This is a genomic window from Aeromonas sp. QDB68, assembly GCF_027707405.1.
Lineage (GTDB): Bacteria > Pseudomonadota > Gammaproteobacteria > Enterobacterales > Aeromonadaceae > Aeromonas > Aeromonas caviae.
This window is the reverse complement of record NZ_JAPCIQ010000017.1, coordinates 48,046-65,798: the sequence shown is the minus strand read 5'-3', so window position 1 is coordinate 65,798 and position 17,753 is coordinate 48,046. Positions and strand designations below refer to the sequence as shown.

At 63.0% G+C, this 17,753-nt stretch carries 16 protein-coding genes and 1 pseudogene; 15 read left to right on the top strand and 2 right to left on the bottom strand.

Going from position 1 to position 17,753, the window contains the following annotated elements:
* Positions 1-76: 76 nt before the first annotated feature.
* Positions 77-436, bottom strand: a pseudogene (locus PG892_RS07975) (LysR family transcriptional regulator); the annotation flags it as partial.
* 217 nt (positions 437-653) lie between these two features.
* On the opposite strand from PG892_RS07975, the gene dsdA reads away from it, so the two are divergent.
* Both dsdA and PG892_RS07965 read left to right on the top strand, forming a co-directional pair.
* Positions 654-1,985 (top strand): D-serine ammonia-lyase, encoded by a 1,332-nt coding sequence (gene dsdA, locus PG892_RS07970; protein ID WP_052814982.1) that lies wholly within the window; start codon positions 654-656, stop codon positions 1,983-1,985.
* A gap of 339 nt (positions 1,986-2,324) precedes the next feature.
* Positions 2,325-2,501 carry a hypothetical protein gene (locus PG892_RS07965; RefSeq protein WP_010673631.1) on the top strand — a complete coding sequence of 59 codons (177 nt, stop codon included), beginning with the start codon at positions 2,325-2,327 and terminating at the stop codon, positions 2,499-2,501.
* Between the two features lie 66 nt (positions 2,502-2,567).
* Here the strand turns inward: PG892_RS07965 and icd are convergent, their stop codons facing one another.
* Positions 2,568-3,821, bottom strand: a complete 1,254-nt coding sequence (icd, locus tag PG892_RS07960) for an NADP-dependent isocitrate dehydrogenase (protein ID WP_010673630.1) — start codon at positions 3,819-3,821, stop codon at positions 2,568-2,570.
* Positions 3,822-4,231: 410 nt separating this feature from the next.
* Between icd and PG892_RS07955 the strand changes: the two genes are divergently transcribed.
* The 13 genes from PG892_RS07955 to PG892_RS07895 all read left to right on the top strand — a co-directional run bounded on the left by PG892_RS07955 (position 4,232) and on the right by PG892_RS07895 (position 17,511).
* The gene (locus PG892_RS07955; RefSeq protein ID WP_223931267.1) at positions 4,232-5,659 is read left to right on the top strand and encodes an alpha/beta hydrolase; all 1,428 of its coding nucleotides are present in this window, start codon (positions 4,232-4,234) and stop codon (positions 5,657-5,659) included.
* 668 nt (positions 5,660-6,327) lie between these two features.
* The gene (locus PG892_RS07950; protein ID WP_042014257.1) at positions 6,328-6,621 is read left to right on the top strand and encodes a hypothetical protein; all 294 of its coding nucleotides are present in this window, start codon (positions 6,328-6,330) and stop codon (positions 6,619-6,621) included.
* A 103-nt stretch (positions 6,622-6,724) separates the two neighbouring features.
* Positions 6,725-7,507 carry a hypothetical protein gene (locus PG892_RS07945; RefSeq protein ID WP_103261936.1) on the top strand — a complete coding sequence of 261 codons (783 nt, stop codon included), beginning with the start codon at positions 6,725-6,727 and terminating at the stop codon, positions 7,505-7,507.
* Between the two features lie 157 nt (positions 7,508-7,664).
* Positions 7,665-9,785: a hypothetical protein gene (locus PG892_RS07940; protein ID WP_270825308.1), complete on the top strand. Its 2,121-nt coding sequence runs from the start codon at positions 7,665-7,667 to the stop codon at positions 9,783-9,785.
* A gap of 3 nt (positions 9,786-9,788) precedes the next feature.
* The gene (locus PG892_RS07935) at positions 9,789-10,550 is read left to right on the top strand and encodes a DUF3142 domain-containing protein (RefSeq protein ID WP_103858811.1); all 762 of its coding nucleotides are present in this window, start codon (positions 9,789-9,791) and stop codon (positions 10,548-10,550) included.
* Between the two features lie 7 nt (positions 10,551-10,557).
* Entirely contained in the window at positions 10,558-10,752 is a 195-nt protein-coding gene (locus PG892_RS07930) for a hypothetical protein (protein WP_181023108.1), read from the top strand.
* A complete protein-coding gene (locus PG892_RS07925) occupies positions 10,749-11,216 on the top strand; it encodes a GNAT family N-acetyltransferase (RefSeq protein ID WP_103858810.1) in 468 nt (155 codons plus the stop codon). The genes PG892_RS07930 and PG892_RS07925 overlap by 4 nt, the downstream gene beginning before the upstream one ends.
* 82 nt (positions 11,217-11,298) lie before the next feature.
* Positions 11,299-12,207 carry a pseudouridine synthase gene (locus PG892_RS07920; RefSeq protein WP_103859025.1) on the top strand — a complete coding sequence of 303 codons (909 nt, stop codon included), beginning with the start codon at positions 11,299-11,301 and terminating at the stop codon, positions 12,205-12,207.
* Between the two features lie 64 nt (positions 12,208-12,271).
* Positions 12,272-12,739 (top strand): NUDIX hydrolase, encoded by a 468-nt coding sequence (locus tag PG892_RS07915; RefSeq protein ID WP_039039255.1) that lies wholly within the window; start codon positions 12,272-12,274, stop codon positions 12,737-12,739.
* A gap of 158 nt (positions 12,740-12,897) precedes the next feature.
* On the top strand, positions 12,898-14,004 hold the full coding sequence (mnmA, locus tag PG892_RS07910) for a tRNA 2-thiouridine(34) synthase MnmA (RefSeq protein ID WP_010673619.1): 1,107 nt from the start codon (positions 12,898-12,900) through the stop codon (positions 14,002-14,004).
* A 211-nt stretch (positions 14,005-14,215) separates the two neighbouring features.
* The gene (gene hflD, locus PG892_RS07905) at positions 14,216-14,827 is read left to right on the top strand and encodes a high frequency lysogenization protein HflD (RefSeq protein WP_010673618.1); all 612 of its coding nucleotides are present in this window, start codon (positions 14,216-14,218) and stop codon (positions 14,825-14,827) included.
* Positions 14,828-14,857: 30 nt separating this feature from the next.
* Entirely contained in the window at positions 14,858-16,228 is a 1,371-nt protein-coding gene (gene purB / locus PG892_RS07900) for an adenylosuccinate lyase (protein WP_010673617.1), read from the top strand.
* 152 nt (positions 16,229-16,380) lie between these two features.
* Positions 16,381-17,511, top strand: a complete 1,131-nt coding sequence (locus PG892_RS07895) for a ribosomal protein uL16 3-hydroxylase (protein ID WP_102948718.1) — start codon at positions 16,381-16,383, stop codon at positions 17,509-17,511.
* Positions 17,512-17,753 lie beyond the last annotated feature (242 nt).

The following is a 17,753-nucleotide window of genomic DNA, read 5'->3' as shown; positions in this document are numbered from 1 at the left end:
AGGAGGTCACATGGAAGATCAGATCCTGGAAAACGGGAATGGTTCCGTTCAGGGCGCTACTTGTGTATAAGAGTCAGAGCCAGCACTGGGCGATGGAGGGGCGCGAGTGCAGCGTCAGGGAGCCCGACAGCGCCTGCTCCCTGATCTCCAGCACCTCCTGATTGATGAACTCCAGGGAGGAGGTGAGCGCCCAGAAGATGCGCTGCCCCTCCGTGGTCAAGGCTACCTTGCGGTGAAAGCGCTGGAACAGCAAAAACCCGAGTGCCTCTTCCAGGGCCGAGATGCGGTGGCTCACCGCGCTTGGGCTCAAGGAGAGCTCATCGGCGGCGAGCGCAAAGGAGCCGTGGCGGGCCGCAGCCTCGAAGGTGTGGAGCCTGGCGAGCTGATGACTGCTGAGCAGCTTGCTCCTCACCCCTGGGTGCTCATCGCGTTGCATGGTTGGGCCTCCCTCTCTTTTATCTGGCAGATGATACCAGAAGGGCGAGGTTTGCATTCACCAGGAAGACTCAACTCACCCGTATTCGAAGACACAGCAGGGTAGATGACCATTTACATCAACTGGGCTCATCCAAGCCACGCGTTTTATCATTTGTCACGGCAACGCTGGCGCCGTTCAATGGGATGATTCCGTCACCACTCCACGCGAGGCTTTCATGACACACACCGACATTGCCGGGCTCATCACCCGCTTTCCCCTGCTCGAGCCGCTGATCGCCCTCACCCCTGTGACCTGGTTCAATCCGGGGGCCACCTCCCTCGCGGAAGGATTGCCCCATGTGGGGCTCACCCGGCACGATGTGGCCACCGCCTCCGCCCGGCTCGCCCGCTTCGCCCCCTACCTGTGTGAGGCCTTCCCCGAAACCCGCGCCAGCAACGGCATCATCGAGTCCGGGATCGCCGCCATCCCGACCCTGCAGGGGACCCTCAATGCGCGCTACGGTGTCGAACTCACCGGCAGGTTGCTGCTCAAACAAGACAGCCATCTGCCCATCTCCGGCTCCATCAAGGCGCGCGGCGGCATCCACGAGGTGCTGGCCCATGCCGAACACCTGGCCATCCAGGCTGGGCTGCTGCGCGAGACGGATGACTATCGCACGCTGTTCTCGGACGAGTTCCGCCACTTCTTCAGCCAGTACAGCATCGCGGTGGGGTCGACCGGCAACCTCGGCCTCTCCATCGGCATCATGAGCGCCCGCCTCGGCTTTCGCGTCACCGTCCACATGTCCGCCGATGCGCGGGAGTGGAAGAAGAAAAAGTTGCGCGAACATGGCGCCATCGTGGTGGAATACGCCGAGGATTACGGGGTGGCGGTGGAGCAGGGACGCAAGGAGGCCGAGCGCGACCCCAACTGTTTCTTCATCGATGACGAGCACTCCCGCACCCTGTTCCTCGGCTACGCGGTGGCCGGTGAGCGGGTGAAAAAGCAGTTCGACGAGATGGGTATCAGGGTGGACGCCGACCATCCGCTCTTCGTCTACCTGCCTTGCGGCGTCGGCGGCGGCCCGGGCGGAGTGGCCTTTGGTCTCAAGCTGGCGTTCGGGGACAACGTGCACTGCTTCTTCGCCGAACCTACCCACTCCCCCTGCATGCTGCTCGGGGTCCACACCGGGTTGCACGATGCCATTGCGGTGCAAGACCTTGGCATCGACAACCTCACCGCCGCCGACGGCCTCGCGGTGGGACGCGCCTCCGGTTTTGTCGGCCGCGCCATGGAGCGGCTGCTTGCGGGCTTCTACACCCTGAGGGATCAGGAGATGTACGACCTGCTGGGGCTCCTGGCCCGGGATGAAGAGATCCGGCTCGAGCCCTCGGCACTGGCGGGCATGGCTGGCCCCTGGCGAGTGGCCGCCAACCTTGAGTGGCAGAGTGGGCAAGGACTGGATGCAGCCAAGATGGCCGGGGCCACCCACCTGGTGTGGGCCACCGGCGGCGGCATGGTGCCCGCCGAGGAGATGGAAAAATACCTGGCCTGCGCCCGGATCTGATCTTTTTTTCGCCCCCGTGACCCGCCGACCTGGCGGGTTTTTCTGCTGCGAGATCAGCAAGATGGCGCCTCAGCCCTCGCCACCATGACACAGACGGCCAGACTGCTGGACAGCCTGATTTGTCATCCAGCCCCACCGACTGGTTATTTTGTGATACGATAGAGACCGTTTTTTGACATCTGCGCCCCGTTGTCCCCTTTTTCCGGTGAGATAACCACCGGTTCCGGCGACCAACACCTGCCGGGCGCAGCACAACATGTGCCCAGTTCGAATCGCTCCTGCGCGACCTTGACGCCAGGAGCACTCCCCTCTGGGCACCTTAGATAAGGAGATCGGGCGATGAAACAATATCAAAGCTGGTTGGGACAATATCTGATGAGCCGCCGTGACGGAGACCACGCCATGGCATCCGAGCTCGCCAGCTCCATCTGCGAATTCTGGCAGGCCCGTGGAGATGAGGCCGAGACCAGCAAATGGCAGCAGATCTACGAGCAGCACGTGGAAAAAACCACCTGACGACCTGCTCTCCTCCATAAAAAAACCGGCGCTCATGGCGCCGGTTTTGCATTTCAACGACCCGGATCACATCTGGTCGATCATGTCCTGGGCGAACTGGGAGCAGGAACGCAGGGTGGCCCCTTCCATCAGACGCTCGAAGTCATAGGTGACGGTCTTGTTGGCGATGGCCGCTTCCATCCCCTTGACGATGAGGTCAGCCGCCTCGGTCCAGCCCAGGTGGCGCAGCATCATCTCGGCAGAGAGGATGAGGGAGCCCGGGTTGACCTTGTCCTGGCCAGCGTATTTCGGCGCGGTGCCGTGGGTGGCTTCGAACAGGGCGACGCCATCGCCGATGTTGGCGCCCGGCGCGATGCCGATGCCGCCGACCTGGGCCGCCAGCGCGTCGGAGATGTAGTCGCCGTTGAGGTTCATACAGGCAATGACGTCATACTCGGCCGGACGCAGCAGGATCTGTTGCAGGAAGGCATCGGCGATGACGTCCTTGACCACGATGGTCTTGCCGGTCTTCGGGTTCTTGAAGGAGCACCAGGGGCCGCCGTCGATGAGCTGGGCATCGTACTCTTTCTGGGCCAGGGCATAGCCCCAATCCTTGAAGGCACCTTCGGTGAACTTCATGATGTTGCCCTTGTGCACCAGGGTCACGGAGTCGCGATCGTTGTCGATGGCGTACTCGATGGCGGCACGGACCAGACGCTCGGTACCGGCCTTGGACATGGGCTTGATGCCGATGCCGCAGGACTCGGGGAAGCGAATTTTCTTCACGCCCATCTCGTTTTGCAGGAAAGCGATCACCTTCTTGGCTTCATCGCTGTCCGCCTTCCACTCGATGCCGGCGTAGATGTCTTCGGCGTTCTCGCGGAAGATCACCATGTCGGTCAGCTCGGGGTGCTTGACCGGGCTCGGTGTCCCTTCGTAGTAACGGACCGGGCGCAGGCAGACGTAGAGATCCAGCTCCTGGCGCAGGGCCACGTTGAGGGAGCGAATACCGCCGCCGACCGGGGTGGTCAGCGGGCCCTTGATGGCCACGCAGTATTCACGAATGAAATCCAGGGTTTCGGCCGGCAGCCAGGCACCTTCGCCATAGACATGAGTCGACTTCTCGCCGGTATAGATCTCCATCCAGGCGATCTTGCGCTCGCCTTTGTAGGCTTTCTCGACCGCAGCATTCACCACATTCAACATGGCCGGGGTCACGTCCACACCGATACCATCCCCTTCGATAAACGGAATGATGGGGTTGTGGGGAACCTGCAGCTTGCCGCTGGCATCGACTGTGATTTTCTGGCCCTGGGTCGGGATAACTACTTTGCTTTCCATCGGCATCTCCTAACTTCCGTTTGTTATCAATCTGATCGTTGCGCGCGGCCATCTTAAGCCCATCCATTTGCATAATCAAATAGCGGGCGTGCATGTCAGACCATAGTCGGGGAGTGGATCACAGTGCGCCTGAGGATCCCCTCCTCCCTCGCCGCCCTCAGGTCCTGACGAGGCGCAGGCCCCGTCCATCCGGGCCTCTTCCTCTCTTGATGACAGCGTCTCCCTGCCCTCGCCGCCCCGAAGGAGCCTTTCCCCCAAATCCCGTTCGCCTTTACATCGTCGTAACCCCTTTGGCGAGGCAAGGCGCGCCGGGGGACAGGCTGCCGGATCCGGACTAGGCTCTTTGCCAGTGATCGGGGCGCCCGGGGCGTGGCCGGTCATGAAGAGAGCACGTCAACAAGGAGAGCACCATGTTTATCGTCACCAACCGGATGGTCAACGAGCAGGGCAAGACCCCCAGCGAGATCTTTGGCGAAAAACCCGCAGAGGGCCCCAACGAACTGCGCCTCGCCGAGGCCCGGCGTCAGGGCAAGCAGTGGCAGCTGGACCTGCTGCCGGATCAGATCACCGCCGAGATGGCCGCCAGCGTCGGCCTTGACCCCGACCTCCCCCACCCGGCCAGCGCCTATGTGGCGCGCAAGCTGCTGGAGCGCTGCGCCGGGACCGGCAGCACGGCCAAACAGAAGCTCAAGACCGGCAAACACCTGCTGCTGTTCGTACACGGCTTCAACAACGATCTTGACGATGTGCTGGAGCGAGCCGCGGGGCTCGAGGCCCGGTACGGCGTCGAGGTGCTCTGCTTCAGCTGGCCCGCCAATGGCGGCGGCGCCCGGGGCGTGCTGAGCTACAAGAGCGACAAGCGCGATGCCCTGGCCTCGGCCGGGGCCCTTGACCGGGTGCTGGAGAAGATGAAGGGGCTGCTCGACGAGTTCAACGGCCAGTATGTGACGCAGCTGGAAGAGAAGGCCCAGAAGAAGTTCGCAGACAACGGCGAGGCCTGGGATCGCTACTTTGCCAAGGAGGTAAACAAGCGATGCCCCTTCACCATCAACCTGCTGCTGCACAGCATGGGCAACTACCTGTTCAAGCACCTGCTGGGCAGCACCACCTACCACGCCAACCAGCTGCTGTTCGACAACATCATCATGGCCGCCGCCGACACCAACAACGAGCTTCACGCCCAGTGGGTCGATCGCATCCAGTGTCGCAACCGCCTCTACATCACCATCAATGAGCGCGATGGTGCCCTGATGGCATCGCGCATGAAGATGGGGGAGCAGCAAAAGGCGAGGCTCGGCCACTACACCCGGCGGCTGGATGCCAGAACGGCCACCTACGTGGACGTGACCAATCAGCCCCATGTGGGGGACTCTCACGCCTACTTCGAAGGGGATGCCCTCGCCAACGAGAAGGTGCTGCGCTTCTTCCACACCGTCTTCAACGGCGGCACCGGCGAGAGCGCGGAGCTGTTCGATGCGGCCCCTCTATCGCCTCTAGCCACTGCGCAAAAAAACCACCGCCCCGAACAGGGCGGTGGTTTTTCATTATGCGCTCACTTGGTGGCCACAAGGCCGCCAGGGGCTAGTGTTCTGCCGCTTCCGGCTGGGGCGCTTCGCTGCGCTCCCGTTGCAGTTCATCGACCCTGGCCTGCCATCTGTCCTGGGCCTGTTTTTGCCCCTGGGACTCGAATTCCTGGCGCATGGTGTCGATTTTTTGGTCAAGTTTTTCCATCAGGATGTCTCCTTACATCTCGGGTTACACACTGGCTGACGGCACTGTTTGGCCAACCTGCTCACCCGATTGGACACCAGGTTTTCCCCAATTGTCCAACAAAATAAACGATTGATTATGCAAAAACCAATCTAGAAAATGGGTTAAAGCTCCTTATGAAACCCCATAAGCCACCCTGAAAACGCCTGATAAAAGCACTGTTTTTGCCATTGATATCAATACCTTGATATTTATAACTTGCTCAATGACTCCCTTGAGATCGGCATGACGAGGATATGCACATTTTTTTTCACAAAAACTCCCCGCTCTCCGCAATGCTGTTCACTTAAGAGAATTTGAGTTCCAGTCCACGTAGTATCAGGACAAAAAATCGAGGGAGGCATGATGCCTCCCTCTTTCTATTGCAAGCCCCGCTGGATAAAGGCTGGAGGAAGATCGACTGGACACAGCCTTGCCCCCTCAACTCAAATCCAATTTATGAATAATCAGTCAAAAAAGTGCTTATCTGAACAGCATTGCCCGCTCTCCGGGCTTTGCGACCGGAAAGGCCCCCTTGTCCATCCAAAAATGCGATAGGTTATGACACAACCCATCTCTTTAATGGATAGATAATCCCCAACCCCGGCCCTGCGGCTTGCCAGCCCGACCACCAGCAGGTTCGCTTGTTACCCATCCGGGCATATCCCGCCCCACTCCCGCCCCGATAAAATGGGGCCGCACCGCGCCTGCTGAGCGGGTTGTTGCCGCCCTCATCCCCTCTCGTCGGAGTCATGACATGGATCTCTTCTGGTGGTTTGCCCTGCCCGTCGCCGCAGGCACCTTCTATGGGTGCTATTTCTGGAACCAGCGCCATGCCCAGCCCGACTGGCTGCGCCTGCCCACCCGCGCCGACTACCTGCACCAGCATCCCGAATGCGCCATCGACGATGAACTGGGGGCGCGCTGCTGCGCCTGCGGCTCCGACAAGGTGCTGGGCCACCCCCAGACCGGCTGGCCTGATCATCGCTTTCGCCACACCTGCCTCGCCTGCGGCAAGGCGCTCTTTCGCACCGAAGAGCCCCCTGTATAAGCATCCACATTCGCCCTTTTTGTATGGCGATGTATGGCGATGGCAGATGCTGACACCCGCGAAGCAGCAAAGAGCACATGCTCAGGGCAGGGAGACATCTCAGATGGAAAAGGATTTAACCGCACTGAAGCGCAAGTGGCTCAAGAAGCATCTGCAAGCGCTACGGGCAGCAAAAGACGAGGAAGAAGAAAAAGTAGGCATGCCAGGGTTTGTCGGCATCCTGTGCGCCCTGCTCCCCTTGCTGACAGCGGCTATCTATTTGGTCGGGATGCGATATTACCACGGCTATCTTGACCGCTTCGGCCTTGAATACACCGAGTTCTCCCAACCAGCGGATGTCACTCTTTTTCACGGATTCCTGCTGCTGCTACAGCTGCTCTTGCCTTACGTGTTCCCTCTCGTCATGACAGTTGGAGTGCTCTTTGCCACGCTCTCATGCCTGTTTTTCAAGGTGAGGTGGCGCTTGACTCTCTCATGGTGGGTGGTCCGCTTTTTTGTTCTGCTTCCCATCGTGATGAAGGGTGGGAAAATTGCCCGCACCTATCCCGCTCCATTTACATTTAGTTGTCTGATTTGGTTAAAGAATACCTATTTGAAATTTGCACTTTTCATGCTTCCTATCCTGTTGGTCATCTGGGCATCTGAATACACCAGACCCATGGGGGAGAAAGAGGCTAACAAGCAGATCACCCTCCTCGAACAAGGCAACTGGCCAGAGAGTAAGGCCCATAGCCAGTCCCCTCTGCTGGGGGATGAACCCCATATCCGCATCGGCTGCAACACCTCCCACTGCGCCTATCGCCTCAAGGGGGGTGACACCCTGATCCTGCGCCTCGACCAGATAACCGAAACCCGCTACCAGCCTGACAAGGCCGCGCCGAAATAGACGGCATGGCGCAGGCGTCCTGACAGAGAGAGCGCCGACCAGGTCAGAATGGGTTGTCGTTTGTGACCCTCTTTCGTACTATTGCCCGCCACTGCGAACCCCCTTTTCCGGCCCGGGCGTCACGCACGGCGCGGGCCCACAAACGGATAGCGATCCCATGACATCTCTGACCCACTGCTCGGTGCTGGCGATGACGCTGGTTGCACTGCCCGCCCTCGCCTCCGGTGACGGTGACGGGTGCGGCTTCTGGCTCACCGACTGCCCTCTCCCCACCTATCCGCTCTATCTCAACGAGAACGACACCCGGGGCAACCTGCTGATGCTGCTGGGGGATGCCCAGCATCACCCCCTCCCCTTCACCCTGCCGGCGGATCCGCTGAACGAGCGCAGCCAGCCGCTGTTCTACCTCACCCGCCTCCCCCAGCCGGAGGAGGTGGAGGACCCGGCGCTGCGCGAGCAGCTCGGCAGCCGACTGGCCGCCTACGACCCGTCCCTCTCCCCGCTGCTCGAGCACTACGCGGGCCACGACTCCCTCTACGGCCACGCCATCTCCAACTCCCTCTCCTCGGTCAGCGCGTTTCTGGACGCCCTCGAGCAGAGCGAGGTGCCCGCCCCGGAGCGCACCTCGCTGCTGCGAAGCCGTCTGCTGATCCTGGGGCAGCAGGAGAGCCCGGCCCCCGCGACCGAAATGAGCGGTGCTACCCTGGAGTGGCAGGGGTATCTGCAGGCCGCCCGGCACTTCTACGAGAGCCGCTTCGAGGAGGCCCGCGCAGGCTTTGCCGCCTTGCAGCAGGCCAAGGCCCCCTGGGTGGCCGAGAGCGCGACCTACATGGTGATGCGCACGGAGATCAACCTCGCGATGAAGGAGGCGAAGGACGAATACGGCGATCAGGACGTGACCAGGAGCGACAAGGAGGCCCTTCGCCGCGCCATGGCCCAGGGTCAGGCCTATCTGGCGGCCTACCCGCAAGGGCGCTACGCCAGCTCGACCAGAGGACTGTTCAGACGCATCCAGTGGATGGCCGGTGATCTCGGCGCCCTGCGGGATGCCTATGACGAGGCCATGGCAACCCGCCAGCCCTTGCCGGCGCTGGAGGCCCTGGTCAACGAGATCGATCTCACCCTGCTCAGTGGCGATGCCTATCGCCATCAGGCGGCCTATCAGGACTCGGCCCAGCCGGCGCTGCTGTTCGTCAATGCCCTGCGGGGTCTCAGACCGACCTATGAGCGGCCGCGGGACTGGCAAGATGCCCAGCTGAACGACGCCATCGCGCACCTGCAAAAAACCGGTCACCAGGCGCAGGCGGCCTATCTCAAGGCCTACGCCCTCTTTTTGGACAAGCAGTTCGAGCAGGTGCTGGCCCTGCCCTCCCCGAGGCAGGAGGACGCCACCCTGGCATTCAGCCACCAGATGCTGCGCATCTGGGCCTGGCAGGGCATAAAGGCCTTCGACAAGGCCGAGCAGGCCCTGATGGCGCTGGTGGCCTCCCCCCTGGGTCAGGCCCAGCAGGCGTTCGTGGAGAACGTGCTGGCGGATCACTGGGTGCGCACCGGCAACACGGCCGCCATCTTCCAACCGGGCAGCCCCATCACCCAGCTGCGCATCCGCGCGGCCGTGCTCAAGCAGGAGGCCGAACCCGCCCTGTTGCGCCAGCAAGCCAGTCAGGGCCCGAGCGCGGCGGAGCGGCAGATTGCGCTCCATACCCTGCTGGTGCGGGATCTCATCGCCAGCGACCCGGCCACCTTCTTGCAAGATGTGGCCCTCATCCCCGCCGATTACAAGGAGGCGACCCCTCCCGCCGACGCGCCCTGGGAGCCCGTGCCCAACGGGGATGTGCGCCTCTCGGCGTTCCAGTGGCGCGGAGAGGGGACGCCCCAGGGCTACCACTGCCGGGATCTGGCCCAGACCCTTGGCACCCTGGTGCAGCGCCCCGACGATGGTCATGCCCTCAACTGCTTCGGGGAGTACCTGCGCAGCCGGGATCCCCATATCGACCTGTGGCAGGATCGCGAGATGATCTGGGGGCTGGCGCAAGACGAGCGCCCCACGTTCCCGAGTCGCCTCGCCCTCTATCAGGCCGTGATGGCCAACCCCAAGGCGGAGCCCGAAGACAAGAGCTATGCCCTCTATCGCGCCATCCAGTGCTATGCCCCCTCCGGCTACAACAGCTGCGACAGCCAGGAGATCCCCAAACGCACCCGGCAGGCCTGGTTCAACACCCTCAAGCAGCGCTATGGCAACTCGGTGTGGGCCAGATCCCTCAAATACTACTGGTGAGCCATGAGCAGACCCCCTGAACGCGCCCTGCTGGCGCTGCTGCTGACGGCCCTGGCCACCCCCCTTGAGGCCAGTGTCGATGCCAGCGCCTATCACGGGTTCTGGCTCTGGTCCGCCACCCGCCACCAGTCGGTACTGGAACAGGCCAGCACCCTCTATCTGCATCAGGGGGAGATCCTGGACAGGCCCGGCGGCCCCCGCTTCGTCAAGCTGGGGCGGGTTCCCTTCCCCCTCAAGGCCGGGCAGGTCTGGCTGGTGGTGCGTGTCAACGCCCTCCCCCTCTCCCCCGCCCACGAGCAGGTGCTGGTGCGCCTCTACGAGGGGTGGCGCGCGGCCGGGGCCAGGGTGGCGGGCATCCAGATCGACTTCGATGCGGCGACCCGCCAGCTCGATCGCTATGGCAACGCCCTGCAACAACTGCGGCGCACCCTGCCTCCCGGGTGCAAGCTCAGCGTGACGGGGCTGCTCGACTGGGCGAAAACGGGGGACGTGGCAGAGCTCAATCGCCTGCCCGTGGACGAGCTGGTGATCCAGACCTATCAGGGCACGCGCACGGTGCCGGGCTATCAGGCCTATCTGCCCGCCATGGCGCACCTGACCATCCCGTTCAAGGTCGGGCTGGTGCAGGATGGGGAGTGGGATCCCGCCTGGCAGACAACACTGGCCGCCTCCCCCCACTACCGGGGCGAGGTGGTCTTCCTGCTCAACCGCCCGGCGCCGATCCCGGGGACCAGCCCCCCTGTTTCCCGGCATGACACCCCCTGAGACGCGGGTGAACCCTATCGGGACACAGGGGCAAGGGCGTGCCCACGGCAAGCAGCTGTGGCCGACCCAGATCCGGCTGGTGGCATCCACACCGGGCGAGATGCCGTACGAGAGGAACGCCGCCCAGGCCACCACATCGGTCAAGCCCGCCATCGTTTCGCGCGGCGCTCACCGTCACAAACAGGGAGAGAAACAAAGATGACGTTTGTCGAGATGGACCCCGCCCACCTGCCGCTGGCCCTGCTGCTGGAGGCCGATCCCGCCGCGTCGCGCATCGCCGCCTACCTGCCCGGGGCCTGGGGCTTTGTCGCCCTGGCGGACAACGAGGTCGTGGGGGCCTGCGTGGCGGGCCTGGTGGGGGAGCAAACCGCCGAGATCTTCAACATCGCCGTTGCCCCCAACCGCCAGCAGCAGGGCATCGGCTCCGGCCTGCTGCGCTTCGTGCTGGAGAACCTGGCCGGGAAGGGGATAGGCCGCGTCGAGCTCGGTACCGGCAGCTTCGGCCACCAGCTCACCTATTACCAGCGCCACGGCTTTCGCGTCCATGCCGTCGTGAAGGATCACTTCCTCACCCACTATCCCGAACCCCTGATGGAGCACGGCATCCAGCACAAGGACATGCTGCGCCTCTCCCTCGCACTGGCGCCGGACACCGCCTCCCCCTGACCCGAGAGGGAAGCCCCGCCCTCCCCCTGATGGCCGCCCCCTGTGGTACACTCCGCCATCCCCTGTTTTTGGTAGGCATGCGATGAAATCAGCCCGTCCCCGTCTCTCCCTCTCCGCCCGCCCTGACGCAGGCCGCACGGCCAGCGGGCCCACCACGGTGCGCCCATCCCAACGCCGGGAGGCCCGGCACGCAGGGAGAGTCAACGAGCGCAAACCGGCCCCCGCCCCGGCGGCTCGCAAGCTGCTGCTCCTGAACAAGCCCTACATGGTGCTCTGCCAGTTCACCGACGAGGCGGGCCGCGAGACCCTCAAGGATTACATCAAAGAGCCCGGCATCTATGCCGCAGGCAGGCTGGATCGAGACAGCGAAGGGCTCTTGCTGCTCACCAACGATGGCAAGCTGCAGGCACGCCTCACCCAGCCGGGAGAGAAGACCCCCAAGACCTACTGGGTGCAGGTGGAAGGCATCCCGAGCGAGGAGAAACTGGCCGCCCTTCGCGCCGGTGTGGAACTCAACGACGGCATGACCCTGCCCGCCGGGGCGCGCATCATGGATGACCCTGTGGTGTGGCCACGCAATCCGCCCATTCGCGAGCGCAAAGAGATCCCCACCTGCTGGCTCGAGATAACAATCGTGGAGGGGCGCAACCGCCAGGTGCGGCGCATGACCGCCCACATCGGCCACCCCACCTTGCGCCTCATCCGCTACGCCATCGGGGAGTGGACCCTCGATGGTCTGGCGCCGGGAGAGAGCCGCGCCCTGCCCGCCCCCGAGCTGGCAACCGCGCCACGACCAGCCGCCACGCAAGGCAAACCACGGGCATCCGCCGCAGCCGGGGGCACTGGCCGCAGAGCCCCCCGCACCGCCCGGCCAACAGATCAGGATCCAGCCCGGGGGCGGGACCGCCGCGGGGCAGACCCGCGCCAGGCCAATCGCAGCGGCGGGCGCACCACCGCCCGCCGTCCGGCTCGCACCAAGCCCTCTGAATGAAGGCGACAGCGGATCTGCATCGAGCGCCCCTGCCGGGGCACAGCCAACAAGACAAGGAGTCCTTATGAGCGATCACCCACCGCTGCCCACCCGCCTCACCGTGGCCGCTCTGGTGCACTGGCAGGGGCGTTTCTTGCTGGTGGAAGAGGAGATTGCGGGCCAGCGCCGCTTCAACCAGCCCGCCGGCCACGTGGAGCCGGGAGAAGATCTCATCCAGGCGGCCTGCCGCGAGCTGAAGGAGGAGACCGGACTCACCGCCGCGCCCACCGGCTGGCTTGGGGTCTACCTCTTCAAACCGGCGGACAGCGAGGCCACCTTTGTGCGCACCGCCGTCATCTTCGACCTTGAAAAGTCGCCCGGTCAGCACCATCCAGAGGATCCCGACGGTGACGTACTGGCCTGTCACTGGCTCAGCCTGGAGGAGATTGCCGAGTGCAAGCCCGCCCTGCGAAGCCCCCTGGTGTGGCAGTGTATCCAGGACTATCTGGCAGGCACCCGCCTGCCGCTGTCGGCACTCAAGGCCTTCATCTAAGCGCCATTGGACGCTCTTTTTGACGCTATGGGGCCGAGACAAGAAAAACGATTTCCCGCCGCCGGGCTTCCAAGGAGAACGGCGGCAGGGAGATGTGACCGGGGGCGCAAAACTCTGGTAGAATACGCCCCGTTTAAACGAACTGGTAACTTCGACTAATGACAGACAACAGCCAAATCAAGGTGATCGTCGGCATGTCCGGCGGCGTGGATTCTTCCGTCTCGGCCTACCTGCTCCAGCAGCAGGGCTATCAGGTCGAAGGCTTGTTCATGAAGAACTGGGAAGAAGACGACACGGACGAGTACTGCTCTGCCGCCCAGGATTTGGCTGATGCCAAGGCCGTCTGCGACAAGCTGGGGATGAAACTCCACACCATCAACTTCGCCGCCGAATACTGGGACAACGTGTTCGAGCACTTCCTGGAAGAGTACAAGGCGGGTCGCACCCCGAACCCGGACATCCTGTGCAACAAGGAGATCAAGTTCAAGGCGTTCCTGGAATTCGCCGCCGAAGAGCTGGGGGCCACCTACATCGCCACCGGCCACTATGTGCGCCGTGACGACAGCACCGGCCGCCCGCGCCTGCTGCGCGGTCTGGATACCAACAAGGATCAGAGCTACTTCCTCTATACCCTGAGCGAAGCCCAGGTGGGTCAGAGCCTGTTCCCGGTCGGGGATCTGGAAAAACCCGAGGTGCGCCGCATCGCCGAGCAGCTGGATCTCATCACCGCCAAGAAGAAAGACTCCACCGGCATCTGCTTCATCGGTGAGCGCAAGTTCAAGGACTTCCTGGCCAAGTTCCTGCCCGCCCAGCCCGGTCCCATCGAAACCGTGGACGGCAAGATCATCGGCGAGCATCAGGGGCTGATGTACCACACCCTGGGCCAGCGCAAGGGGCTTGGCATTGGCGGTCGCAAAGATGCCACCGAAGAGGCCTGGTACGTGGTGGACAAAGAGGTGGAGCGCAACACCCTCGTGGTGGCGCAAGGGGAACACCCCCGCCTCTACTCCGACGGCCTGGTCGCGAGCCAGCTGCACTGGGTGGATCGCACCCCCATTCGCGCGCCGCGCCGCTGCACCGTCAAGACCCGCTATCGGCAGGAAGATATCCCCTGCCTGATCCAGCCCATCGACGATGAGACCATCCGGGTCATCTTCGACGAGAAGCAGGCTGCGGTGACCCCGGGCCAGTCCGCCGTCTTCTACGACGGGGAAGTGTGTCTGGGCGGCGGCATCATCGAACAGCGTTTCAGCCATCCGGTCTAAGGGCTGGGCGCTCACGAGCGTCCGCGCTGTACTCCCTTCTCCCCTCGCGGGAGAAGGGTTGGGGATGAGGGGGTAACCACCCTCACCCTGACCCTCTCCCTGAGGGAGAGGGGACAAAGAAAAACAGTACCAGGCAGCGATACATGATTGGCAACGTCCAGGCCGGATCATGGCATCGGCCGGTGAAAGAACAGAACAGGGCCATGAAGATATGAGCGACAAATTCCAAGACAGAACCATGGCCTTCGCAGGCATCTGCCAGGCCGCCTATCTGGTGCAGAAAGTGGCCCGTGACGGCTCCTGCGACGAAGCCTCCCTGCGCGAGAGCCTGCAAAGCATTCTGGTCACCAACCCCACGCAGCCGCTGGAAGTGTTCGGCAGCCACCTGGCCATTCGCGACGGCTATCGCGCCCTGGTGGAACAGCTGGGGGCCGACGGCAGCCAGAAGAATGCCGAGCTGACCCGCTACGTGGTGAGCCTGATCGCGCTGGAGCGCAAGCTCGCCAAGCGCAAGGACATCCTCAACATGCTGGGGGAGCGGATCAGCCAGATCGGCCGCCAGCAACAGCATTTCGATCTGCTCGACGAGCAGATCCTGGCCAACATGGCGAGCATCTACAGCGACCTTATCAGCCCCATCGGGCCCCGCATCCAGGTGGCGGGCACCCCGCTCTTCCTGCAGCAGCCCCTGGTGCAGCACAAGGTGCGCGCCCTGCTGCTCGCAGGCATCCGCGCCGTGGTGCTGTGGCGCCAGCTCGGCGGCAGCCGTACCCAGATCATCTTCGCCCGCAAGAAGATGGTGGAACTGGCCAAACGATTTTAACCCCCACACCAATCATCAGGAGTTCACCCCATGGAGCTGTCCGCGCTGACTGCCGTTTCCCCGATTGACGGTCGTTATGGCGACAAGGCCGATGCCCTGCGCCCTATCTTCTCCGAATTCGGTCTGCTGCGTTTTCGCGTCGAAGTCGAGGTGCGCTGGTTGCAAAAACTGGCCAGCCACGCCGGGATCCCGGAAGTCCCTGCCCTGAGCGAGGCAGCCAATGCCGTGCTTGACGGCATCGTCAGCAACTTCAACGAGCAGGATGCCGCCCGCATCAAACAGATCGAGCGCACCACCAACCATGATGTGAAAGCGGTGGAGTACTTCCTGAAAGAGAAGGTGGAAGTGAACCCGGAGCTGGCCGCCGTCAGCGAATTCATTCACTTCGCCTGCACCTCGGAAGACATCAACAACAACTCCCACGGCCTGATGCTGAAGACCGCCCGGGAAGAGGTGATCAAGCCTTATTGCGAAAAGCTCATCAGCGAGATCAAGCGCCTGGCCGTCGAGTACCGCGACATGCCGCTGCTCTCCCGTACCCACGGTCAGCCGGCGACCCCGAGCACCATGGGCAAGGAGATGGCCAACGTCGCCTACCGTCTGGAGCGCCAGCTCAAGCAGATCATGGCGGTGGAGCTGCTGGGCAAGATCAACGGTGCCGTGGGCAACTACAACGCTCACATCAGCGCCTACCCGGATGTGGACTGGCACCAGTTCTCCGAGGAGTTCGTCACCTCCCTGGGCCTGACCTGGAACCCCTACACCACCCAGATCGAGCCCCACGACTATATCGCCGAGCTGTTCGACGCCCTGGCCCGCTTCAACACCATCCTGATCGACTTTGACCGTGACGTCTGGGGTTACATCTCCCTGGGTCACTTCAAGCAGCGCACCATCGCCGGCGAAATCGGCTCCTCCACCATGCCCCACAAGGTCAACCCCATCGACTTCGAGAACTCCGAAGGCAATCTGGGTCTGGCCAACGCCGTGTTCCAGCACCTGGCGAGCAAACTGCCCATCTCCCGCTGGCAGCGTGATCTCACCGACTCGACCGTGCTGCGCAACCTGGGTGTGGCGGTGGGTTACTCCCTGATTGCCTATCAGGCGACCCTGAAGGGCATCTCCAAGCTGGAAGCCAACGCGGACGCCATGGCCGCCGATCTGGACGCCAACTGGGAAGTGCTGGCGGAACCCATCCAGACCGTGATGCGCCGCTACGGCATCGAGAAGCCCTACGAGAAGCTCAAAGAGCTGACCCGTGGTCGCCGCGTCGACGCCGAAGGGATGCGCACCTTCATCGACACCCTGGAGTTGCCGGAAGCGGTCAAGGTCGAGCTCAAGAAGCTGACCCCGGCCAACTACATCGGCGACGCCCAGCGTCTGGTTGATCTGCTGAAATAAGTGATGTAACCGAACCGGCGGGGGCTCTGTCATGACGGCAGGGCCCCCGTTGATTTTGGCCCATTTGATATGATCACCCTCTATCGGGCCATTTCAGAGCCCTTGCCCAAGCCCGCCTTGGGCAAGCCCTCTCACAAGATACGAGAAGCACCATGTACCAACTCAATCTGGATATCGCTCACTTCCTCGAGCACTACTGGCAGAAGCGCCCGCTCCTCATCAAGGGCGGTTTCACCGACTTTCAGGATCCCATCAGCCCGGACGAGCTGGCGGGTCTGGCCATGGAGGAGGTGATTGAATCGCGCCTGGTCACCCGCTTCAACAACAAGTGGGAGGCGGCCCACGGCCCCTTCGAATCCTACGATCACCTGGGGGAAGAGAACTGGACCGTGCTGGTGCAGGCGTGCAACCACTGGGTACCCGAGGTGCACGAGCTGGCGGTGCCCTTCCAGTTCATTCCGGGCTGGCGCTTTGACGATGTGATGGTGAGCTTCTCCACCCCTCACGGCGGGGTCGGTCCCCACATCGACAACTACGATGTGTTCATCACCCAGGGTCAGGGCAAGCGCCACTGGCGGGTCGGCGATGCCAAGCCCTTGAACGAGTTCGCCGCCCACGCCGCCCTGCTGCACTGCGAGCCGTTCGAGGCGATCATCGACGTCATCATGGAGCCGGGCGATATCCTCTACATCCCGCCCGGATTCCCCCACGAGGGCTACGCCATCGAGCCCTCCCTGAACTTCTCGGTGGGTTTCCGCGCGCCGGACGCCAAGGCCCTTGTCTCCTCCTTTGCCGATCACCTGATCGACAACGAGATCCGCACCGACCGTTACGGCGACCCGGACCTCCAGCCCCGCGCCCGCCACGGGGAGATCCAGCCCCATGAGCTGCACCGCCTGCGGGAGCTGATGCAACAGGCCCTCGACGACGAGACCCTGTTCAAGGAGTGGTTCGGCACCATGATCTCCGAGGCCAAGCACGATCTGGACGTCAATCCGGTGGAGCCGGACTACAGCGCCGACGAGGTGGCCGACCTGCTGAGCCAGGGGGAGCCCGCCATCAAGGTGCCGGGGTTGCGCAGCGTCTGGTTCAGCGGCGAGAGCCGCACCTGCTACATCGACGGCGAAGCCTGGACCCTGCCAAGCGAGGATCCGGCCGCCATCGCACTCCTGTGCGACAAGGACATCATCACCCAGGACGCGCTGGTGGAACTGGCCGATCAGGCGGGCTTCCTGCAACTGCTGACCCGGCTGGTCAACCGCGGCTACTGGTTCTTCGGCTGATCCAGAGGGCTGCCGCCCCTCCCGGCGTGCCGGGAGGGGCGGCGTTTTTTTCCGCTGTAGGCCAACCGGCTCCAGCCTTGCATTGCTTCGCCCTGACGCCGCGGGAGGGAGTGACTACACTGGATGACGGCCAACGGCATCGGGCCGGATCGCCCCGGCAAGGGGACCCTGTTGTTTGTCATTTAACAACATGGGATCGGGCAGGATGCTGGGCCAGAAATGGGAACCAAATGGCCTCAGTT